General features: G+C 60.9%; 18 protein-coding genes. 8 read left to right on the top strand and 10 right to left on the bottom strand.

Going from position 1 to position 16,797, the window contains the following annotated elements:
• The first annotated feature begins 156 nt into the window (after positions 1 to 156).
• Positions 157 to 558 carry a 5-fold beta-flower protein gene (locus tag B9Z37_RS10795; protein WP_108313045.1) on the top strand — a complete coding sequence of 134 codons (402 nt, stop codon included), beginning with the start codon at positions 157 to 159 and terminating at the stop codon, positions 556 to 558.
• Positions 559 to 621: 63 nt separating this feature from the next.
• Complete coding sequence (locus B9Z37_RS10790) at positions 622 to 1,257, top strand: flavin reductase family protein (RefSeq protein WP_108313044.1); 636 nt, start codon at positions 622 to 624, stop codon at positions 1,255 to 1,257.
• A 67-nt stretch (positions 1,258 to 1,324) separates the two neighbouring features.
• On the opposite strand, the gene B9Z37_RS10785 is transcribed toward B9Z37_RS10790, so the two are convergent.
• The 5 genes from B9Z37_RS10785 to B9Z37_RS10765 form a co-directional block, all read right to left on the bottom strand.
• Positions 1,325 to 1,684, bottom strand: a complete 360-nt coding sequence (locus tag B9Z37_RS10785) for a hypothetical protein (protein ID WP_108313043.1) — start codon at positions 1,682 to 1,684, stop codon at positions 1,325 to 1,327.
• 5 nt (positions 1,685 to 1,689) lie between these two features.
• Positions 1,690 to 2,058 (bottom strand): glutaredoxin domain-containing protein, encoded by a 369-nt coding sequence (locus B9Z37_RS10780; protein ID WP_108313042.1) that lies wholly within the window; start codon positions 2,056 to 2,058, stop codon positions 1,690 to 1,692.
• A 48-nt stretch (positions 2,059 to 2,106) separates the two neighbouring features.
• A complete protein-coding gene (locus B9Z37_RS10775; RefSeq protein ID WP_108313041.1) occupies positions 2,107 to 2,694 on the bottom strand; it encodes a restriction endonuclease in 588 nt (195 codons plus the stop codon).
• A 135-nt stretch (positions 2,695 to 2,829) separates the two neighbouring features.
• Positions 2,830 to 5,031: a TRAP transporter permease gene (locus B9Z37_RS10770; RefSeq protein ID WP_240606693.1), complete on the bottom strand. Its 2,202-nt coding sequence runs from the start codon at positions 5,029 to 5,031 to the stop codon at positions 2,830 to 2,832.
• 110 nt (positions 5,032 to 5,141) lie between these two features.
• A complete protein-coding gene (locus B9Z37_RS10765) occupies positions 5,142 to 6,095 on the bottom strand; it encodes a TAXI family TRAP transporter solute-binding subunit (protein WP_108313040.1) in 954 nt (317 codons plus the stop codon).
• A 170-nt stretch (positions 6,096 to 6,265) separates the two neighbouring features.
• Here B9Z37_RS10765 and B9Z37_RS10760 point away from each other — a divergent pair, with 170 nt between their 5' ends.
• Together B9Z37_RS10760 and B9Z37_RS10755 are read left to right on the top strand one after the other, a co-directional pair.
• A complete protein-coding gene (locus tag B9Z37_RS10760; protein WP_108313039.1) occupies positions 6,266 to 7,477 on the top strand; it encodes a D-amino acid dehydrogenase in 1,212 nt (403 codons plus the stop codon).
• A 53-nt stretch (positions 7,478 to 7,530) separates the two neighbouring features.
• Positions 7,531 to 7,890 (top strand): TIGR03643 family protein, encoded by a 360-nt coding sequence (locus B9Z37_RS10755; protein WP_108313038.1) that lies wholly within the window; start codon positions 7,531 to 7,533, stop codon positions 7,888 to 7,890.
• 31 nt (positions 7,891 to 7,921) lie between these two features.
• Here B9Z37_RS10755 and B9Z37_RS10750 read toward each other — a convergent pair whose 3' ends face one another.
• Together B9Z37_RS10750 and cho are read right to left on the bottom strand one after the other, a co-directional pair.
• On the bottom strand, positions 7,922 to 9,040 hold the full coding sequence (locus tag B9Z37_RS10750) for a stealth family protein (protein WP_240606692.1): 1,119 nt from the start codon (positions 9,038 to 9,040) through the stop codon (positions 7,922 to 7,924).
• Between the two features lie 109 nt (positions 9,041 to 9,149).
• Complete coding sequence (gene cho / locus B9Z37_RS10745; protein ID WP_108313037.1) at positions 9,150 to 10,019, bottom strand: excinuclease Cho; 870 nt, start codon at positions 10,017 to 10,019, stop codon at positions 9,150 to 9,152.
• A gap of 179 nt (positions 10,020 to 10,198) precedes the next feature.
• Here cho and B9Z37_RS10740 point away from each other — a divergent pair, with 179 nt between their 5' ends.
• Complete coding sequence (locus tag B9Z37_RS10740) at positions 10,199 to 10,876, top strand: transglutaminase-like domain-containing protein (protein WP_108313036.1); 678 nt, start codon at positions 10,199 to 10,201, stop codon at positions 10,874 to 10,876.
• A gap of 6 nt (positions 10,877 to 10,882) precedes the next feature.
• On the opposite strand, the gene B9Z37_RS10735 is transcribed toward B9Z37_RS10740, so the two are convergent.
• Positions 10,883 to 12,121, bottom strand: coding sequence for an MFS transporter (locus tag B9Z37_RS10735; RefSeq protein ID WP_108313035.1), 1,239 nt, complete (start codon positions 12,119 to 12,121; stop codon positions 10,883 to 10,885).
• Between B9Z37_RS10735 and B9Z37_RS10730 the strand changes: the two genes are divergently transcribed.
• The gene (locus B9Z37_RS10730; protein WP_338066594.1) at positions 12,112 to 12,489 is read left to right on the top strand and encodes a hypothetical protein; all 378 of its coding nucleotides are present in this window, start codon (positions 12,112 to 12,114) and stop codon (positions 12,487 to 12,489) included. The two genes, B9Z37_RS10735 and B9Z37_RS10730, sit on opposite strands and share 10 nt — an antisense overlap.
• A gap of 43 nt (positions 12,490 to 12,532) precedes the next feature.
• Positions 12,533 to 13,144, top strand: a complete 612-nt coding sequence (locus tag B9Z37_RS10725) for a thermonuclease family protein (RefSeq protein ID WP_108313314.1) — start codon at positions 12,533 to 12,535, stop codon at positions 13,142 to 13,144.
• A 127-nt stretch (positions 13,145 to 13,271) separates the two neighbouring features.
• Here the strand turns inward: B9Z37_RS10725 and B9Z37_RS10720 are convergent, their stop codons facing one another.
• Positions 13,272 to 14,546 (bottom strand): branched-chain amino acid ABC transporter substrate-binding protein, encoded by a 1,275-nt coding sequence (locus tag B9Z37_RS10720; RefSeq protein ID WP_108313034.1) that lies wholly within the window; start codon positions 14,544 to 14,546, stop codon positions 13,272 to 13,274.
• A 422-nt stretch (positions 14,547 to 14,968) separates the two neighbouring features.
• Positions 14,969 to 16,012, bottom strand: coding sequence for a tRNA (adenosine(37)-N6)-threonylcarbamoyltransferase complex transferase subunit TsaD (gene tsaD, locus B9Z37_RS10715; protein WP_108313033.1), 1,044 nt, complete (start codon positions 16,010 to 16,012; stop codon positions 14,969 to 14,971).
• Positions 16,013 to 16,099: 87 nt separating this feature from the next.
• Here tsaD and B9Z37_RS10710 point away from each other — a divergent pair, with 87 nt between their 5' ends.
• Complete coding sequence (locus B9Z37_RS10710) at positions 16,100 to 16,789, top strand: substrate-binding domain-containing protein (RefSeq protein WP_108313032.1); 690 nt, start codon at positions 16,100 to 16,102, stop codon at positions 16,787 to 16,789.
• Positions 16,790 to 16,797 lie beyond the last annotated feature (8 nt).

Genomic DNA, 16,797 nt, shown 5'->3' with positions numbered 1-16,797 from the left:
AGACAGGATGCGCCCTGGCGCAGTTGTTCATGGACTTATCCACACCTTTGGGCACGGGGTTTGGGGATACCCGGGGGCACCCCGGACCGAGTTCAAAGGGTGACTTGGCTGAAAAACAGACACAATCGCCCCCCAAAACCCCACGATGAAGCCTCCATGAAAAATTTGCACCGCCTTGCCGCCGCACTGCTTCTGTCACTGCTGCTCTTGCCGACCGCTTTTGCCCAACGCATGTACGACGGGAGTGGCCGTCCCATTGGTCGCGTGGACAGCGAGCGTTATTACAACGCCTCTGGCCAACCGATTGGCCGCGTGGACGGTGAGCGAATTTATGACGGCTCCGGGCGACCCTTGGGGCGCATTGATGGTGATCGGGTTTACAACACTTCGGGCATCCCGATTGGCCGCATCGATGGCGATCGCCTGTACAGCGCTTCGGGCTCGCCCATGGGCCGCATGGATGGCGAACGGCTCTACGACGGCTCGGGCCGCCCGATTGGCCGGGCCGACGGTCTGCGCAGGATGCAGATGATCGTGTTCTTTTATTTCTTGATGTGAGCCGATGGGGGCTTTGTCATGCACATGACTGGCCTGCCCCCGGCCTCCCCTTAAAGTGCAGCCATGATGCATTTCTACGAACCCCACCTGGGCCACGGCCTCAAGCACGACCCGTTCAATGCCATCGTGGGGCCTCGCCCCATTGGTTGGGTGTCGAGCCGCAGCGCCAGCGGGGTGTTGAATTTGGCACCGTACAGTTTTTTCAGCGCGTTCAACTATGTGCCGCCCGTGATCGGGTTTTCGAGCATCGGGCGCAAGGACTCACTCAACAACATTGAGGCCACAGGCGAGTTTGTGTGGAACTTGGTTACCCGCGATCTGGCCGAGGTGATGAACCAAACTTGCGAGGCTGTGCCGCCCGAGGTGAGCGAATTCGACCTGACTGGGCTGACGCCTGAGGCTTCAAAGGTTGTGAGCGTGCCGCGTGTGGCGCAAAGCCCAGTGAGCTTTGAGTGCCGCTGCACGCAGATCCTGCAACTGCAAGACCTGCAGGGCCAAAAAGTCGAGACCTGGATGGTGTTTGGCCAAGTGGTGGGCATTCACATTGACCAGCGCCTGCTCAAAGGCGGGGTGTATGACACAGCCAATGCCGGGCACATTTTGCGCGGGGGCGGCGCAGCGGATTACTTCACCATCGGGCCGGAGCAGCTGTTCAAAATGTACCGTCCCGAGAGCGGTGCCCGAGACCTGCCCAAGTGAGGCTTGGCGCCAGGACAGCGCAGGGGTAACGCCACAGGGCGTCACCTGAGGCACAGAGCACCCAGCGCTAGTCTTGCACGTCTTCTCGCGCTTCGATCAGCAGGCGCTGCACCACCGCGCCCCGGGTGCCCGCCACAGCGCGGATGCGCAAGGCAGGACCGGCTTCAAGCACCACGCGGCAGTGGTAATCGAGCCCATCGGTCTGCCCCGGGCAGCTGCTGGCGATCCGGCGGTGCCATTGCTGCTTGCCGTCGACCTCCAGCGTCAAGGCGTGCCAAGCCTCGGCATGGTCTTCGGGCACGCGCACCAGCAGGCTCACATCGATGTCAAACGTGCGTGGCCGCTTCAATGCGCCGGGAATGTTGAGCACAGCCACCGCATCGCCCACCTCGGTGCGCCACAGCTCGGGTTTTGCAAGTAGCGCCATGTCGCTCAGGCTTGGAGCAAGGTCTGGAGTTCGCCGCTGTCGATGAGGCGTCGCAAGTCATCTGCCCCACCGACCAGCGTGCCGCGCACAAAGACCATCGGGAAAGTGGGCCAGCCGGTCCACATTTTCAGGGCATTGCGCAGGCGCCATTGCGAGAAATAGCTGCCAAATTCGATGTACTCGTGCGCCACGCCTGCAGCGACCAGCGCCTTGCGGGCTTTGCCCACAAAAGGGTTGCCCGACAAGCCGACCACCACCACCGCGTGTTGGGCGATGGCGTTTTGCACTTGCTGGATCACGGGCAAGTGGTGCTCGGCTATACGTTGGCGGATGGCTGGATGAATGGCCGATTCGGTCAAAAGAGGTCGGGTCATGGGAGTCCTTGGGGTGCCGAAAATAGGGATCGGAAAATGGGCCCGTTTTCAGGCTTGGAGGGCATTGGCCCCATCGTGCATGAGTTGCGCGATGTTGGCTGACCCCAGCAACTGCATGGGGCTGTCGTTGGCCAAATCAATGGCGGCCTGGCTGAAGACGCCCAAGCTCATGCAGGTGCACGAAAAAGCGTCGCGGCTTTGACGGACCGCCAGCAGCTCGCGCAAATGTTCGGCACCCACGGTGGCCGCTTTCCAGCGCTTAGCACTGACCAAGGTAACACGGCCATTTTTTTCGATTTGGAAATCGGCTGGGCCTTCGTTCAAGCGGGTCACCACAAAGCCCTGCTGTCTGAGCGCCTCTTCGACCAACACCGAAAAATCACGCCAACCCATGACCCGGGCCTGTTCAACCAGTTCCTGGATACGGCTGGGCGAGATGGCGTTTCTTTGTCGCCAAGCCGCCATGACACCGATCACAAAGAATGGAAAGGCGCCCAGCATGCCCGCTGTTTTGTAGGCCTCAGGCAGCAAAGCCCCAGCCACCAAGGCCACGGCGAACATCACCAAAAAACTCACCCACCACGGGGCGCGTAACAAAGCCGCAAAGAGCGACTTTTCAGACATTTTGAATTTCATGGGCAATCAAAGAAGGTCAACGGGACAAAGGCCAAGCTGCAGCGAAAACCGGCGGGCCTGACGCCAAGGCCCGCCAGTGTAGTGGCTCAAACACCGAAACCCCACAGGGGGCTGAAAAGCCCCCTGTTTTTTCCGTCATGCCAGCGTTGCGCGTTTGCGAGAGGGGCTCATTGTCCATTGGTGTATCAAGACGGGCAGCATGAAGGCCACACCCAACAAGCTGATTTTGAGACCCGGCGCAATCAGACACAGAGCCCCCAAGGCGCACAGAGTGCGCTCCCAGCGCTTCATCTCGGCCATGAGGTAGCCGCTGAGCGCAGCCGCCAACGCGACGATGCCCAACACACAGCCCGTGAAGGTGATGGCAAAGTCGGCCCAGGTGAAGCCTTTGGCCACCAACAGCAGCGAAGGCGAAAACACGAACACAAAGGGCACCAGCGCTTTGGCCAGCCCCAAACGGAAGGCCATGTTGCCGGTCTTGAATGGGTCGCTGCCCGCCATGCCTGCAGCCGCATAAGCGGCCAGCGCCACGGGCGGTGTGATGTCGGCCAGCACGCCGTAATAAAACACAAAGAAATGCGCCACCAAGGGCTCCACACCCAGTTGCACTAAGGTGGGGGCCGCCACGGTGACCATGATGATGTAGTTGGCCGTGGTCGGGATGCCGCAGCCCATGAGGATACAAACGATACCGGTCATGAACAGCGCCGCCAGCAGAGTCAAGGACTTGGCATCGGCCATGAAGGCGGGCAGCCAGTCCATCAAAAAGGCGGCAATCATCTGCGCCCAGCCGGTGATGATGAAGCTGATCTTGAAGCCCACGCCCGTGAGCGTGACCACACCGATCACGATGCCCACGGTGGCCGCTGCTGCGCCAACGGCCAGCGCGTATTTGGCCCCGGTTTCAAAGGCCTCCAGCAGCACGGCGTTGTCGATGCGACCAATCACACCCAGCCACTTTTGGCCGGCCCAGATCAGGGCCACGCCCAGCGCCAAAAAGCCCAGCTTGATGGTCTCGCCGTCGCTGCCCCAGTCCACAAACGCCACGAGCGCCAGCAGCACATGCAGCACCACCAGCAACAGCCAGTTGGTGCTGCGGTTGCCCCACACCGTGGTGGTCAGGCCCACGATCATGCAGGAGGTGATGCCGGTGAATGCGGCCAGATAAGGGGTGCGGCCAGACACCAAAATGGTGATCAACAAGACCAGGGGAATCAAGGTGGGCCAACGCTGCACAAAAGACTCGCGCAACTTGGGCATTTCTTCGTCGGTCAGACCACGCAGGCCGTAGCGCTTGGCCTCGAAGTGCACCTGCATGAACACGCCAAAGAAGTGCATGAAGGCGGGCACGATGGCCGCCGCGATGATGGTCTGATATGACACATTCAAAAATTCAACCATCAAGAAGGCGGCTGCGCCCAAGACAGGCGGCGTGATCTGCCCGCCTGTGGACGACGCGGCTTCGACCGCGCCTGCAAACTCCCGGCGGTAGCCCACCCGGATCATGGCCGGAATGGTGAGCGAGCCCACCGTGACCGCATTGGCCACCGACGAGCCGCTGAGCATGCCGAACATGGCCGAGCCGAACACACTGACCTTGGCCGGGCCACCGGCATAACGCCCGGCCACGGTGGAGGCGATGTCCAGAAACAACTGGCCCAAACCAATGCGCGTGGCCAGCACGCCAAACAGCACAAAGTGAAAAACATAGGTGGCCACCACCCCGACTGCCACGCCATAAATGCCTTGGCTGGTCAGGTACTGGTGGTTGATCATCTGGCTCCAGCTCGCGCCCGCATGCTTGAGCAAACCCGGAAAGTAAGGGCCAGCCAGCGCGTAAGCCGTGAAGCCCAGCGCAATCAAGGGCAAGGGCCAACCCATGGAGCGGCGGGTGGCTTCGAGCAAGGTGATGAACAAGATGGAGCCCATGACCACGTCGAGCGTGTCCGGGTTACCGACGCGGAAGGCCAGGTCATCAAACACATAAGGGATGTACATGACGCTGGCCGCACAAGCCAGGCCCAGCAACCAGTCCACCAGAGGCACGCCGCCAATGCTCAGGCGGCTTTTGGAGACGGTGGTGTCTGCATCCGATTTGAAGGCTGCAAACACCAAAAAAATCAAGCCCAGCACAAAGGCCAGGTGCACACCGCGGTGGGTGGTTTCGCGCAACAAGCCAAAGCCCGCCGTGTAGTAATGGAAGCCCGACAAAATGACCAACAGCCATTTCACGATCACCGATGCGGGCGGCAGCGTGGGCCGAAAGCGCATCTCGGGGTCAAACTTTTCTTCAAGTTCCTGCAAATCGCGCATGTCGCGCTCGCGGGCTTCGGTCATACCTGTCCTTCAAAGCACAGGGCGCACATGCGCCCTGTTTCACATTGAGGGGTGCAATGCACCCTTGTCCAAAACAACACAGAGCGTCGTGGCGCTCTGTGCAGCCTGCATCACTTCAGCACACCGGCTTCTTTGTAGAACTTCTCGGCACCGGGGTGGAAAGGAATGCCCACACCCTTGACCGCGTTTTCTTTGGTGATGAATTTACCTTTGGCGTGACCGGCCGCCAGTGCATCTTGGGCGGCTTTGCCATAGAGCGCTTTGGTGATCTGGTACACCGTTTCAGTGTCGGCCTTGGCGCTGGTCACCCACTGGGCGCCCATGGCCATGGTCTGCACGGCAGGCACGTCTTTGTAAGTACCTGCAGCAATGGTGTCCACCGCCAAGTAGGGGTTGGACTTACGCAGAGCATCGGCCTGTGGACCAGCCAAAGGCACCAGCTCAATGCCTGCACCGCTGGAAGCCAACTCGGCAATTGCACCCGCTGGCGCACCACCCACAAAGAAGAAAGCGTCGAGTGCGCCGTCTTTGAGCTTGTCACCAGCCTGGTTGGGCTTGATGTATTCGGGCTTGATGTCGCTTTCTTTCACGCCATAAGCGGCCAGCACAGTGCGGGCATTGACCAAGGTGCCCGAGCCTGGCTCGTCCAGCGCCACGCGCTTGCCCTTGAGGTCAGACACGGACTTGATGCCCGAACCTTTTTTGACCACCAGGTGGATGCTCTCAGGGTAGAGGTTGGCGATCATGCGCAGGTCGGTCACTTTAGGCTTGCCTTCGTAAACGCCGGTGCCGGTGTAGGCCCAGGTGGCCACATCTGACTGCGAAAACCCGGACTCCATGGCACCACCGGCGACGCCGTTGACGTTGGCCACAGAGCCGTTGGTCGCTTGCGCTGTCGCCACGATCTTGCCGGGCTGGCTGACTGCGTTGGCGATCATGCCGCCCACGGGGTAATAAGTGCCTGCGGTACCACCGGTGCCGATGCGGAAAAATTGCTGTGCTTGCACAGGTGCGGTCATGGCAGCAGCCAAACCCAAGACCCAAAACAGATGGCGACGCTTCATGTGATTCCTCTTTGGTGCGTTAAAGAAACTGAGAGCTCATTTGTAGCACAACTTGTGCCTGATGAGGACAAAAATCGAGCCGACATCAGGGTAGACTCTGATATCGATGCCCCTAACCCTTTGGGTCAATCACCCGCTTGTGTGGGCATTTATCGGCATAAAGGAAACCCATGCATGTGTGCGTAATGGGCGCTGGCATCATCGGACTGAGCACGGCTTACGAGTTGACACAGCGCGGTCACCGGGTCACCGTGGTCGACCGCACGGCACCGGCTGCAGGCGCCAGCGGGGGCAACGGCGCACAACTGAGCTATTCCTATGTACAACCTTTGGCCGATCCAGGCATTTGGGCGCAGTTGCCCAAGCTGCTGCTGTCGCCTTCTTCTGCACTCAAGATCAGGCCCCAATGGGACACGCGCCAATGGATGTGGGTGTGGCAGTTTCTGCGTGCGTGCAATGCCCAGCAGTCGCAACACACGACGTCGCAATTGCTGATCCTGGCCGCGCAAAGCCGCGCGGTGTTTGACGCGCTGCGCGAGCGCGAAAACATCGACTGTGACTTTGCGGCATCGGGCAAGCTGGTGCTGTTTCGCTCAGAAGCCTCATTTGCAGCGGCGCGGCAACAGATGGGCTTGCAACAGCAATTGGGGGGTGCTGCACAACAGGCGGTCACTGCGTCTGAAGCCTGCGCCATTGAACCTGCTTTGGTGCACCAGCGCGAACCTTTTTCGGGCGCGATTTACACCGAAAGCGAATGCGCGGCCGATTGCAAACAGGTGTGCGAAGCCTTGGCGCAGATCCTGATCTCGCGGGGTGTGACTTTGCGTCTGGGTCAGGACATTCAGCGCTGGGTCCGCTCGGGCGAGAACGTCAGGGCAATCGGCTTGGCCAATGGCGATGAAATTTCGGCCGATGCGTTCGTGCTGTGCACCGGTCACACGGCGGCGGCTTTGGCGGCGTCTGCGGGTGTGCACTTGCCGGTGTATCCACTCAAGGGTTACAGCATCACGGTGGCCACCGATGGACAGGGCTTGGCGCCGCAGGTCAGCATCACCGACAGTGCCCGCAAAATTGTCTTTGCACGTTTGGGGCAGCGGCTGCGGGCAGCGGGCATGGTGGAGTTGGTGGGCCAAGATGCCCGCGTTCAAACCCGCCAGATTGAGACCTTGCAGCAAGCCACGCAAGCCCTGTTTCCCGATTGCTCGCGCTACACCGACATCCAGCCCTGGGCTGGCATGCGCCCGGCCACGCCCACGGGCTTGCCCATCATCGGCCGCCAAGCCACGGGCCCGGGCAATCTTTTCATCAACGCCGGGCAAGGCGCTTTGGGCTTCACTTTGGCGTTTGGGTCGGCGGTTCAACTGGCGAACGCGCTCAGCTGAAGCGCTACAGACGTCTTCCAGATACCGTCTCTTGGCCACTGGCATGATCAAAAATGAAAAAAACTGACCTTGGCCTTGCGCAGCTCACCCCTTGGGCTGAAGCCGATGTGTCCCCCCTCATCGCCATGGCTTGGCAAGATGACATCCCCTTTGAAGCCATCCAATCGCAGTTGGGATTGAGCGAAAGCGAGGTCATCGCCTTGATGCGAAAACACCTGAAAGCCGGCTCATTCAAGGTGTGGCGCACGCGGGTACGCGGTCGGGCAAGCAAACACCAATCCAAGCTCACCAGCCAAGACTTGGGGCTTGGCCATCAGGCATCGGCAGCGACCGTGCGTCAAGCCATGGCGGATGCCGAAAATGATTTGTACCCCTTGCCCCCTTCGCCTCTGACCCGCGAGTCATTGCGCTGAAAAGCGCCAAGATCTGGCCCGCGATGCGCCATCAAGCGCGTTGCTGAAGCCCCGGCGCATTGGGCGGCCATGGGGCATCGGCCAAGGTGGCGTGCGCTTGAAAATCTGGCGAGGCCGTGGACGCATGGGCGTGCGCAGGCTCGGGCGATGCGGTGTTTTCAAAACACGAGGCCTGGGGCAGGATCGACTGCAACACACTCAGCACGTTTTGCAGACGCGGGTCATTGGTCTGCGCATCGTCGGTGGTGTCGTTGATGCAAAAAAATTCGAGCGCACCGAATTCGGCCACCAAGGCTTGGAGTTGCGATTGCTGATCGCCTTCGCCAGTCGACACATACCGGTGTCGGTAAGGCCTGATGCTGGCCACCCCGTGCGCCAAGGCCCAGCGCAATACAAAATCCGAAATGATGGTGGGCTTGTCCCAACTGCGAAAGACGGTCGAGCGCACGGCCGCAAACAATTCAGGGGCGGTGTCTTCCAGCTCCAGCAGGATCGACTTGAGCATGGGCCGGGGCGAATGCGCGAAGGTGCGAAATGTGCTTTGGTACAGCGGGTCTTGCTCGCGCAGTGCGGGCGTGCCCGAGCGGGCTTTGTCGGTGAGCCATTGAATCGACAGGCGGCAAGCGTTTTCGAGCGACGTGGCGTCCATGCGCATGGCCTCGTCCGTGACCTCGGGTTCATCGGACCACGTCACGTGAAAACCATCGGGATGAAACCAGTCGCTCAACTGCACCGGCGCACCAAAGAACACATCGTCGTTGAAATAAAAATACCGCTCGGACAGGCCGGGGATGTGGTGAATCCAGGACTCGATGTGCCCGGAATCGAAGGTGGGCAATGAGGCTTCTGGCATGAGGTCACGGTGGTCCACCAGCGTCAGGCGGTCCGACGGACGCAACCAATCGGGCGCTTGGGCATCGGTGACGATGTAGACATGACCGTGTTCGGGGAAAAACTTTTCCAGCGCACGCAGGCTGTAGCGCAGTTCGTGGTTGTCCCGAAAGCGGCCTTCCACATTGCTGTAGCGGGCCATGGCGGCGCTGGAATCGCTGGGGAGTTGCTGCAGGGCGGCCTGACGTTTGGCCCGCCAGCTCGAATCGTTCCCGTCAACCCACAAATAAACGATGTCGATGGGCGAATCGTGAGGCATGCCTGCGTTGTATTTTTTGAACTGGCTGAGTCTAGCAGCGGGTCTGCGCGCGTGCTTGCAATACCCGCCTTGGCTTGAGGGCCAATGCTGGGGCCGGGTGCCAGCCGGCTTACAAAACCTGCACGTCCACGCTTTGAGTCAGCAGCGGCTTGCACAGGATCTTGTAACCGTCGGCGTCAAAACCTGCAGCCACCTGGCTCGTCATTTGACTCAGCTGACGCGCTTCGTCCAGGGTGGGGGCGCTGCCCAGATAGCACCAGTGCTTGACAACGTGGATTTGCGTGAATGCTTCGTCGCGCTCGACCAAGCCCACCGCGCCGGGGTAAGGCCAACATGCCACGCGCAGTGCAAGCAGACTGGAGAACAAGCGTTCGCGGTGCTCGGCTTGACTTTCATCGCCCCGGCACACACCCGCGCATTGGTGGATCGCGGCTCTGAAACAGGCCTTGCCGAGCGGCAGCTTTTCAAGGCCCAGCGGACCGTAGCAAAGTTTGTTCTGGTCTGCGATCGCCCGCAGGGCGTCGAGCGCAGCGTGGCGGCTGGCAAACAGGCCATACAGATCGAGCTCACTCGCAAAGTCGATGTCTTTGGAATAGACCACTTGGGGCACATCGCCCGCCATTTGCAGGCTGCACAGTTGCTTGTTGCGGCGCAATTTCTGGTTGAACAGCGGGTGCTGGGCCTTGATCATTTGCGCCTCCAAAAGCAAGGCACCGATCTCGCCCGCCGTGCGGATGTGGCTGATGCACCGGGTCTGGCGCAGCATGCGGGCTTCGTCGGGCGTGCGCAAGTGCGAGAGCAGCCGGGCACGGATGTTGATGCTTTTGCCGATGTACAGCGGCAAGTCGCCTTCTTGGCCATGAAAGGTGTAAACGCCCGCGCCGGTGGGGGCGTCTTCTATGGCTGCGCGCAAGTGCTGCGGGTATTCGTGAACCCGACTGTCGTCAACATCATCGCGGCGGCGTCTTGGCAAAGGCATGGCGTTCAATCTGTGGACCCACTCAGAAGGGAATAAAGCACTGTTTATATTTACAGTATACTGAACGGGTCATGCTTCCTGCAGTTGCCTGACATTTTCCGGTTCAACGCCCCGGCTTTTCAGCTTGGGGCGTTTTTTTGTGCTCGGCGCATGGCTGAGACACAGGCTACAGTCATGGCATGAACACCCTGCCCTCTGACGCCACCCTTGCAGCCACCGCCCTGATCGACAGTGACCACCCGGACGTGATGGCGTTTGCGCGCCAACACGCACAAGGCCAAGACGACCGCGAACGCGCCGTGTCGCTGTATCTGGCGGTGCGTGACCAGTTCCGATACGACCCTTACCGCATTGACTTGTCCCCCCAAGGCATGCGTGCCAGCTCGGTCATGGCCCAAGGCTCGGGCTGGTGCGTGCCCAAAGCGGCGTTGATGGCCGCGGTATGCCGTGCCGTGGGTCTGCACGCACGCCTGGGCTATGCCGATGTGCGCAACCACCTGAGCACAGAGCGCTTGCGCCAGACCATGCAGACCGATGTGTTCATCTGGCACGGCTATGCCGACATCTGGCTGGACGGCCAATGGGTCAAGGCCACTCCCGCCTTCAACATCGAGCTGTGCGACAAGTTTGGCCTTTTGCCTTTGGAGTTTGACGGGCACAACGATTCGATCTACCACCCCTTTGACAAGGCAGGCAACCGGCACATGGAGTACGTGAACCAGCGCGGCACCTTTGACGACATGCCACTGGCACAGATCGTGGCCGACTTCAAAACCGTTTACCGAGGCTGGATGGCGGAAAACGACCCGCTGCAGAACGCCAGTTTTGAGCAAGACGTGACGCGCGAGACGCGCTGAGGGGCATCAGGCGCTCACGACCGCCGCCCGCTTAACGCGCCACAGCAGCCACAAGGCCACGCTCAGGTTGAGCGCGTTCCACAACACCCCGTTGATGAAGGCCGCGTGGTACGAACCCGTGAGGTCAAACACCTTGCCCGACATCCAGCCGCCCAAGGCCATACCGATCAGGGTGGCAAAGATGACGGCCCCCACGCGCGAACCCGCCTCCTTGGCCGGAAAATACTCGCGCACGATGATCGCGTAAGCAGGCACGATGCCGCCTTGAAACAAGCCAAACAAGGCCGAGATGACGTACAGCGACACCAACCCGTTGAATGGCAAAAACAGCAACAAGGCCACACCCTGCAAAACCGAGCCCAGCACCAGGGTGCGCAAGCCGCCAATGCGGTCGCAGATCAAGCCCGAAATGAGCCGACTGGCAATGCCGCTGGCCAGCATGAGTGAGAGCATTTCGGCACCACGAGCTGCGCCAAAGCCCAGGTCGGTGCAGTAGGCCACGATGTGCACCTGCGGCATGGCCATGGCCACACAGCAGGCCACGCCCGCCACGCACAACAAAAATTGCGCTTTGTTCAAGCTCAAGCCAAAAGGCCGCTGTGACTGCTGGGCCTGGGCACTGCCCGCGACCGGGGTTTGCAACAAGGGCGGCCGCTGGCGCATGAGCAAGCTGAGCAGCGCCATGCCGAAGCCACAAAAAAGCCCCAAAGCAACGTAGGTGCTGCGCCAGCCCACGGTCTCGACCCCGTGCTGGGCCAAAGGCGGCCACAAGGCACCCGCCACGTAGTTGCCGCTGGCGCACACCGCCACCGCAATACCGCGACGCTTTTTCCACCACAAAGACGTGTCGGCCACCAAGGGTGCAAAGGTGGTTGAGCTGCCGATCAGCCCCAACAGCAAGCCGTGCGCCAGCGCAAACCACCAGATATTGCTTGAAAAACTCGCCGCAATGAACCCGAGGCCCGTGCCCACACCACCCAACAGCAATGGCACATGCACGCCCGCTCGGTCGGCCCAGCGACGCATGTACAGACCGCCCAGACCAAAGCCCAGCATCATCAAGGTGTAAGGGATCGACGCATCGGCCCGGCTGACACCAAACTCGGCCTGCACAGCCGGCAAAACCACGGCCACCACATACATGCTCGCGCCCCCCAAGGTCATCAAGGCCAGGGTGACCAGCAAACGCCGTGCGGCATAAGCAGAGTCGATCAGGTGTTCAGCGGCAGCGGTGGATGAGCTCATGGACGCAGATTAGCAGGCCGAGCCGCAGCCGATTGGCAAATGCGGGACAAGCTCGCCACAAATTCATCAAGATGAATATTGGATATGATTTTGTCAAATCAATCACCAAAATCATCATGTCTAAATTATTTGCAATTTTGGCCTCGGCTGTGCTGTTCACCTCCGTGCACGCTCAGGACACCAGCTGTACGGCTGCCGCCACTGAAAAGAAATTGGCTGGCGCCGCCAAAAATTCGTTCCTGAAAAAATGCGAAAAAGACGCCACCGCCAAGTGCGAAGCCGCCGCCGCTGAACGCAAACTGGCAGGTGCTGCCAAAAACAGCAACATCAAAAAATGCGTCAAGGACGCTGTGGGTGAAGCGCATTGATCTGCGCACCGGAATGGCGTGCAGCTTCTGCTGACTGATGCGCATGCGTGATCAACGCTCGGCCTGGCGATTCAGGCAAGCCAGCTGGATCGGCGGGCTGCTGCTCAGCTGGGGCTCACTCGCCCTGGCAGATCAACTGCAAGGACGCGTGGTCAAAGTGGCTGATGGTGACACCATCACGGTGCTCGATGCCCAGCGCCAGCAGCATGTGATTCGGTTGGGAGGCATTGATGCCCCTGAAAAAAGTCAGCCTTACGGGCAAAAGTCCAAAGCCCATTTGTCGCAAGCCGTGTTTGGGCAAACAGTGGCCATCACGTTCGACAAGCGCGACCGCTATGGCCGCATCGTTGGGCAAGTGCGGGTTCGCGGCGAAGACGCCAATTTGCAGCAGCTGCAGGCAGGTTTGGCCTGGCATTACAAGCAATACCAAAAAGAACAAGCACCCGAAGACCGCATCGTTTACGACGCGGCTGAACGGGCTGCGCGGGAAAAACGTTTGGGCCTGTGGCAAGGGCAAGGCTCGGCCAGCCCGGAGCCACCCTGGGATTACCGTGCCCGGCTCAAATCCGAACGCCAGTCAGCGCAAAACCCAACTTCAGTCGTCAAATCACGGGCTGTAGCTTCAGCATCGACCGCAGCGCAGGCCGCTGAATAAATCAGGTGGGCGCGAGCCCCCGCTCGCGAAGGCTTGTAAACCACACGGCCCTGTCAACAGCGATGGGCTTGCAGACATTCGGCCGCAGGGGCGACCTCCCACAAAAACGGATGCAGGGCTATCCACCTCAACCGGGGCGCACCATCTGGCAGCTGCTGGGCAGGCGGGCCTGCTCGGCCTTGATCTGGCGCACCACCTTGAAGCCGTAGCCCGAGCCCTCTACGTCAAAGGGCACGCCGGGCACACCTTGGCGTTGCATCACACCCACCACCAGCGGCTGCTGGAATTGGTGGTCTTCGGCGCGCATGAAGCCGGTTTGCCCGGCCATGCTCACGCGGGCTTTCTCCAGCGCCAGCGCCACGGCCACGGGATCGGTGCCACCGGCTTTTTCGACGGCCTGGGCCAGGGCCTCCACCATCAGCTGCATGCGCACATGCACATAGTCTTCCGAGGGCTTGCTGAAACGCTGGCGGAACGACTGGTAAAACGCTTCGCTGGCTTTGCCCGGCACATTGGGCAACCAGTCGGCCACCGCAATCACACGGTCCACACCCGCATCTCCCAAAGCCGCAGGCGCGCCCAGCGCATTGCCATAAAAGGTGTAGAACTTGCCTTCGTAACCCGCCTCACGGGCGGCCTTGACCAGCAAGGTCAGGTCATTGCCCCAGTTGCCGGTGATGACCGCTTGCGCCCCGCTGGCCTTGATCTTGGCGGCGTAGGGCAAAAAGTCTTTGACCCGGCCCATGGGGTGCAACTCGTCGCCCACCACCTTCACATCGGGGCGTTTATCGGCCAACTGGCGCTTGGCCTCGCGCAGCACGGCTTGACCAAAGCTGTAATCTTGTCCGATCAGGTAAGCCGATTTGACTTTTTTGTCAGCCTGCAAAACCTGCATCAGCGCGGTCATGCGCATGTCAGCGTGGGCGTCAAAACGGAAATGCCAAAAACTGCATTTCTCGTTCGTCAGGATAGGGTCCACCGCCGAGTAGTTCAAAAACAGCACACGCTTGGCCGGCTCGCGCTCGTTGTGTTTGTTGATCGCGTCAATCAAAGCTGCCGCATTGGCCGAGGAGTTGCCTTGCAGCACCACCTGCGCCCCATCGTCGATGGCCGATTTGAGGGCCGACAAGGCTTCTTCGCTTTGGCCTTTGCTGTCGTAACGCTCCAGCACCATGGGTCGCATGCCCTGCGCGGTCTTGACGCCGCCCCGGGCATTGACCCGCTCAACCGCCCAGGCGATGTTGCGCACCACGGCCTCACCCGTGTTGCCAAAGGGCCCGCTCAAGCCCTCGATCAAGGCCAATTTGATGGGCGCTGGCGATTGCGCCCAAGCGGGTGCAAAGCAAAAGACGGCAGCCAGAGAAACCAGCGCACGACGGGAGGCAATAAGGGGCAAACGCATATGAAAAACAGAACCCGTTTTGCAGCGGGTTGCGACACGAAAGGGGCGCAGTGTAACGGGTCTTTGCGCAAGGTCGGCAAGACATGGACCCCGGGTCTTCGCCCGGGGTGACAAGTCTTATTTCACCCCGCATGAACAGTGCAACCTTTCACGAACAGTGCCACCTTTCACGAACAGTGCCACCTTTCACGAACAGTGCCACCTTTCACGAACAGTGCCACCTTTCACGAACAGTGCCACCCTTCACGAACAGTGCCATCCTTCAAGAACAGTGCCACCCTTCACGAACAGTGCCATCCTTCAAGAACAGTGCCATCCTCTCGAACAGTGCCCACCCTCACGAACAATGTCATCCCGCACTTGATGCGGGATCCATCTGCGCCGTAGGCATGAACACCCGATTGCGCCAGCTCAATGTCTCTTCAAGCCAGCTCGTGCAGCGGCCAGCGCGGTTTGACGTCGAAGCTGTAACGCGCCTCGGCCACTTGTGCCCCCGACTGCAAACGCATGGCAGCGGCCATGGCGATCATGGCGCCGTTGTCGGTGCACAGGTGCAGCTCGGGGTAGTGCACCCGCACCCGTGCTTTGGCGCAAGCGGCATTGAGCTGGGCGCGCAACTCGCGATTGGCCCCTACGCCCCCGGCCACCACCAGGCGTTTCATGCCTGTGGTTTTCAAAGCGGTCATCGATTTTTTGACCAGCACTTCCACAATCGCCGCCTGGGTCGATGCGGCCAAGTCGGCCCGCTCGGGCGCGCCTTCGGTGTGGGCGGCAGGGCCGATTTTCTGGCTTTGGGTCAGCACCGCCGTTTTGAGGCCCGCAAACGAAAAATCCAGATCACCACTGTGCAGCAGCGGGCGCGGCAGCTTGTAAGCGGCCGGATTGCCCTGCTCGGCCAGACGCGACAGGCCCGGGCCACCGGGATAAGGCAAGCCCATGAGCTTGGCCGACTTGTCAAAGGCCTCGCCAGCGGCGTCGTCAATCGTCTCGCCCAGCAGCTCGTAACGCCCCACGCCATCCACCCGCATCAGCTGGGTGTGACCACCCGACACCAGCAAGGCGATGAAGGGGAACTCGGGCGCATCGGCGCTCAAAAACGGCGAGAGCAAATGGCCCTCCAAATGGTGCACGCCCAAGACAGGCTTGCCCAAAGACGCGGCCAGTGCACAGGCCACGCCAGAGCCCACCAAGAGCGCCCCGGCCAAACCCGGCCCCCGGGTGTAGGCCACCACATCGACATCGCTCAAACTGACCCCGGCCTCGCTCATGACCTGGCGCGTGAGCGGCAGCACCCGACGGATGTGGTCGCGGCTGGCCAACTCGGGCACCACGCCGCCATAGGCCTGGTGCATCTCGATTTGGCTGTAGAGCGCGTGTGACAAGAGGCGCGGCAGTGCATCGCCCGTGGTTTCCACCAAGGCCACGCCCGTCTCGTCGCAGGATGATTCGATACCCAAAATTCGCATAACAGGTAGTTTAAGCGGGGCATGGGCCGCCTCTGGCGGCTTGGCCATAATCCTCGGCAGGACGACCACGCACTTCGAAGCCCCACCATGACCACTCTCCGACTGATTTCTTCCATGGCCACCAAACCCTTGCTGGCCGATCTGGTGGCGCTTTACAAGACGCAAGCCCCCGACGTCCAGGTGCAGATCGAATCGGTCGGCGGCGTGGATGCCGCCAAACGTGTGCAGGCGGGCGAAGCCTTTGACGGCGTGGTGCTGGCCAGCGACGCCATCGACAAACTGGTCGCCAGCGGCCATGTGCTGGCGGGCAGCCGCGCCGACCTGGTGCGCTCGGGCGTGGCGGTGGCCGTGCCTGCGGGCCAACCCGTGCCCGACATCTCGACCGAAGCCGCCCTCAAGGCCGCCATCCTGGCCGCGCCCACGCTGGGCTATTCGACTGGCCCAAGCGGCGTGCAACTGGCCAAACAGTTCGAGGCCTGGGACATTGCCGAAACCATCTCGCCGCGCATCGTGCAAGCAAAGCCCGGCGTGCCGGTGGGCTCGCTGGTGGCACAGGGCGAAGTGGCGCTGGGCTTTCAGCAGCTGAGCGAAATGCTGGGCGTGCAGGGCATCACCATCGTGGGCGGCCTGCCCCCGGCGGTGGAGATCATCACCACGTTCTCGGGCTCGGTGGCTGCGACCTGCAACCAGCCGGACGCCATGCGTGCGCTACTGGCCTTCTGGCAATCACCCGCGTGCGACGCGCTCAAGCGCCAGCACGGCATGGACCCGGCCTGAAGCCATAC

It is taken from the genome of Limnohabitans parvus II-B4, assembly GCF_003063455.1.
Taxonomy (GTDB): Bacteria; Pseudomonadota; Gammaproteobacteria; order Burkholderiales; family Burkholderiaceae_C; genus Limnohabitans_A; species Limnohabitans_A parvus.
The sequence above is the reverse complement of the archived record's forward strand: the minus strand, read 5'-3'. Positions and strand labels throughout refer to the sequence as shown.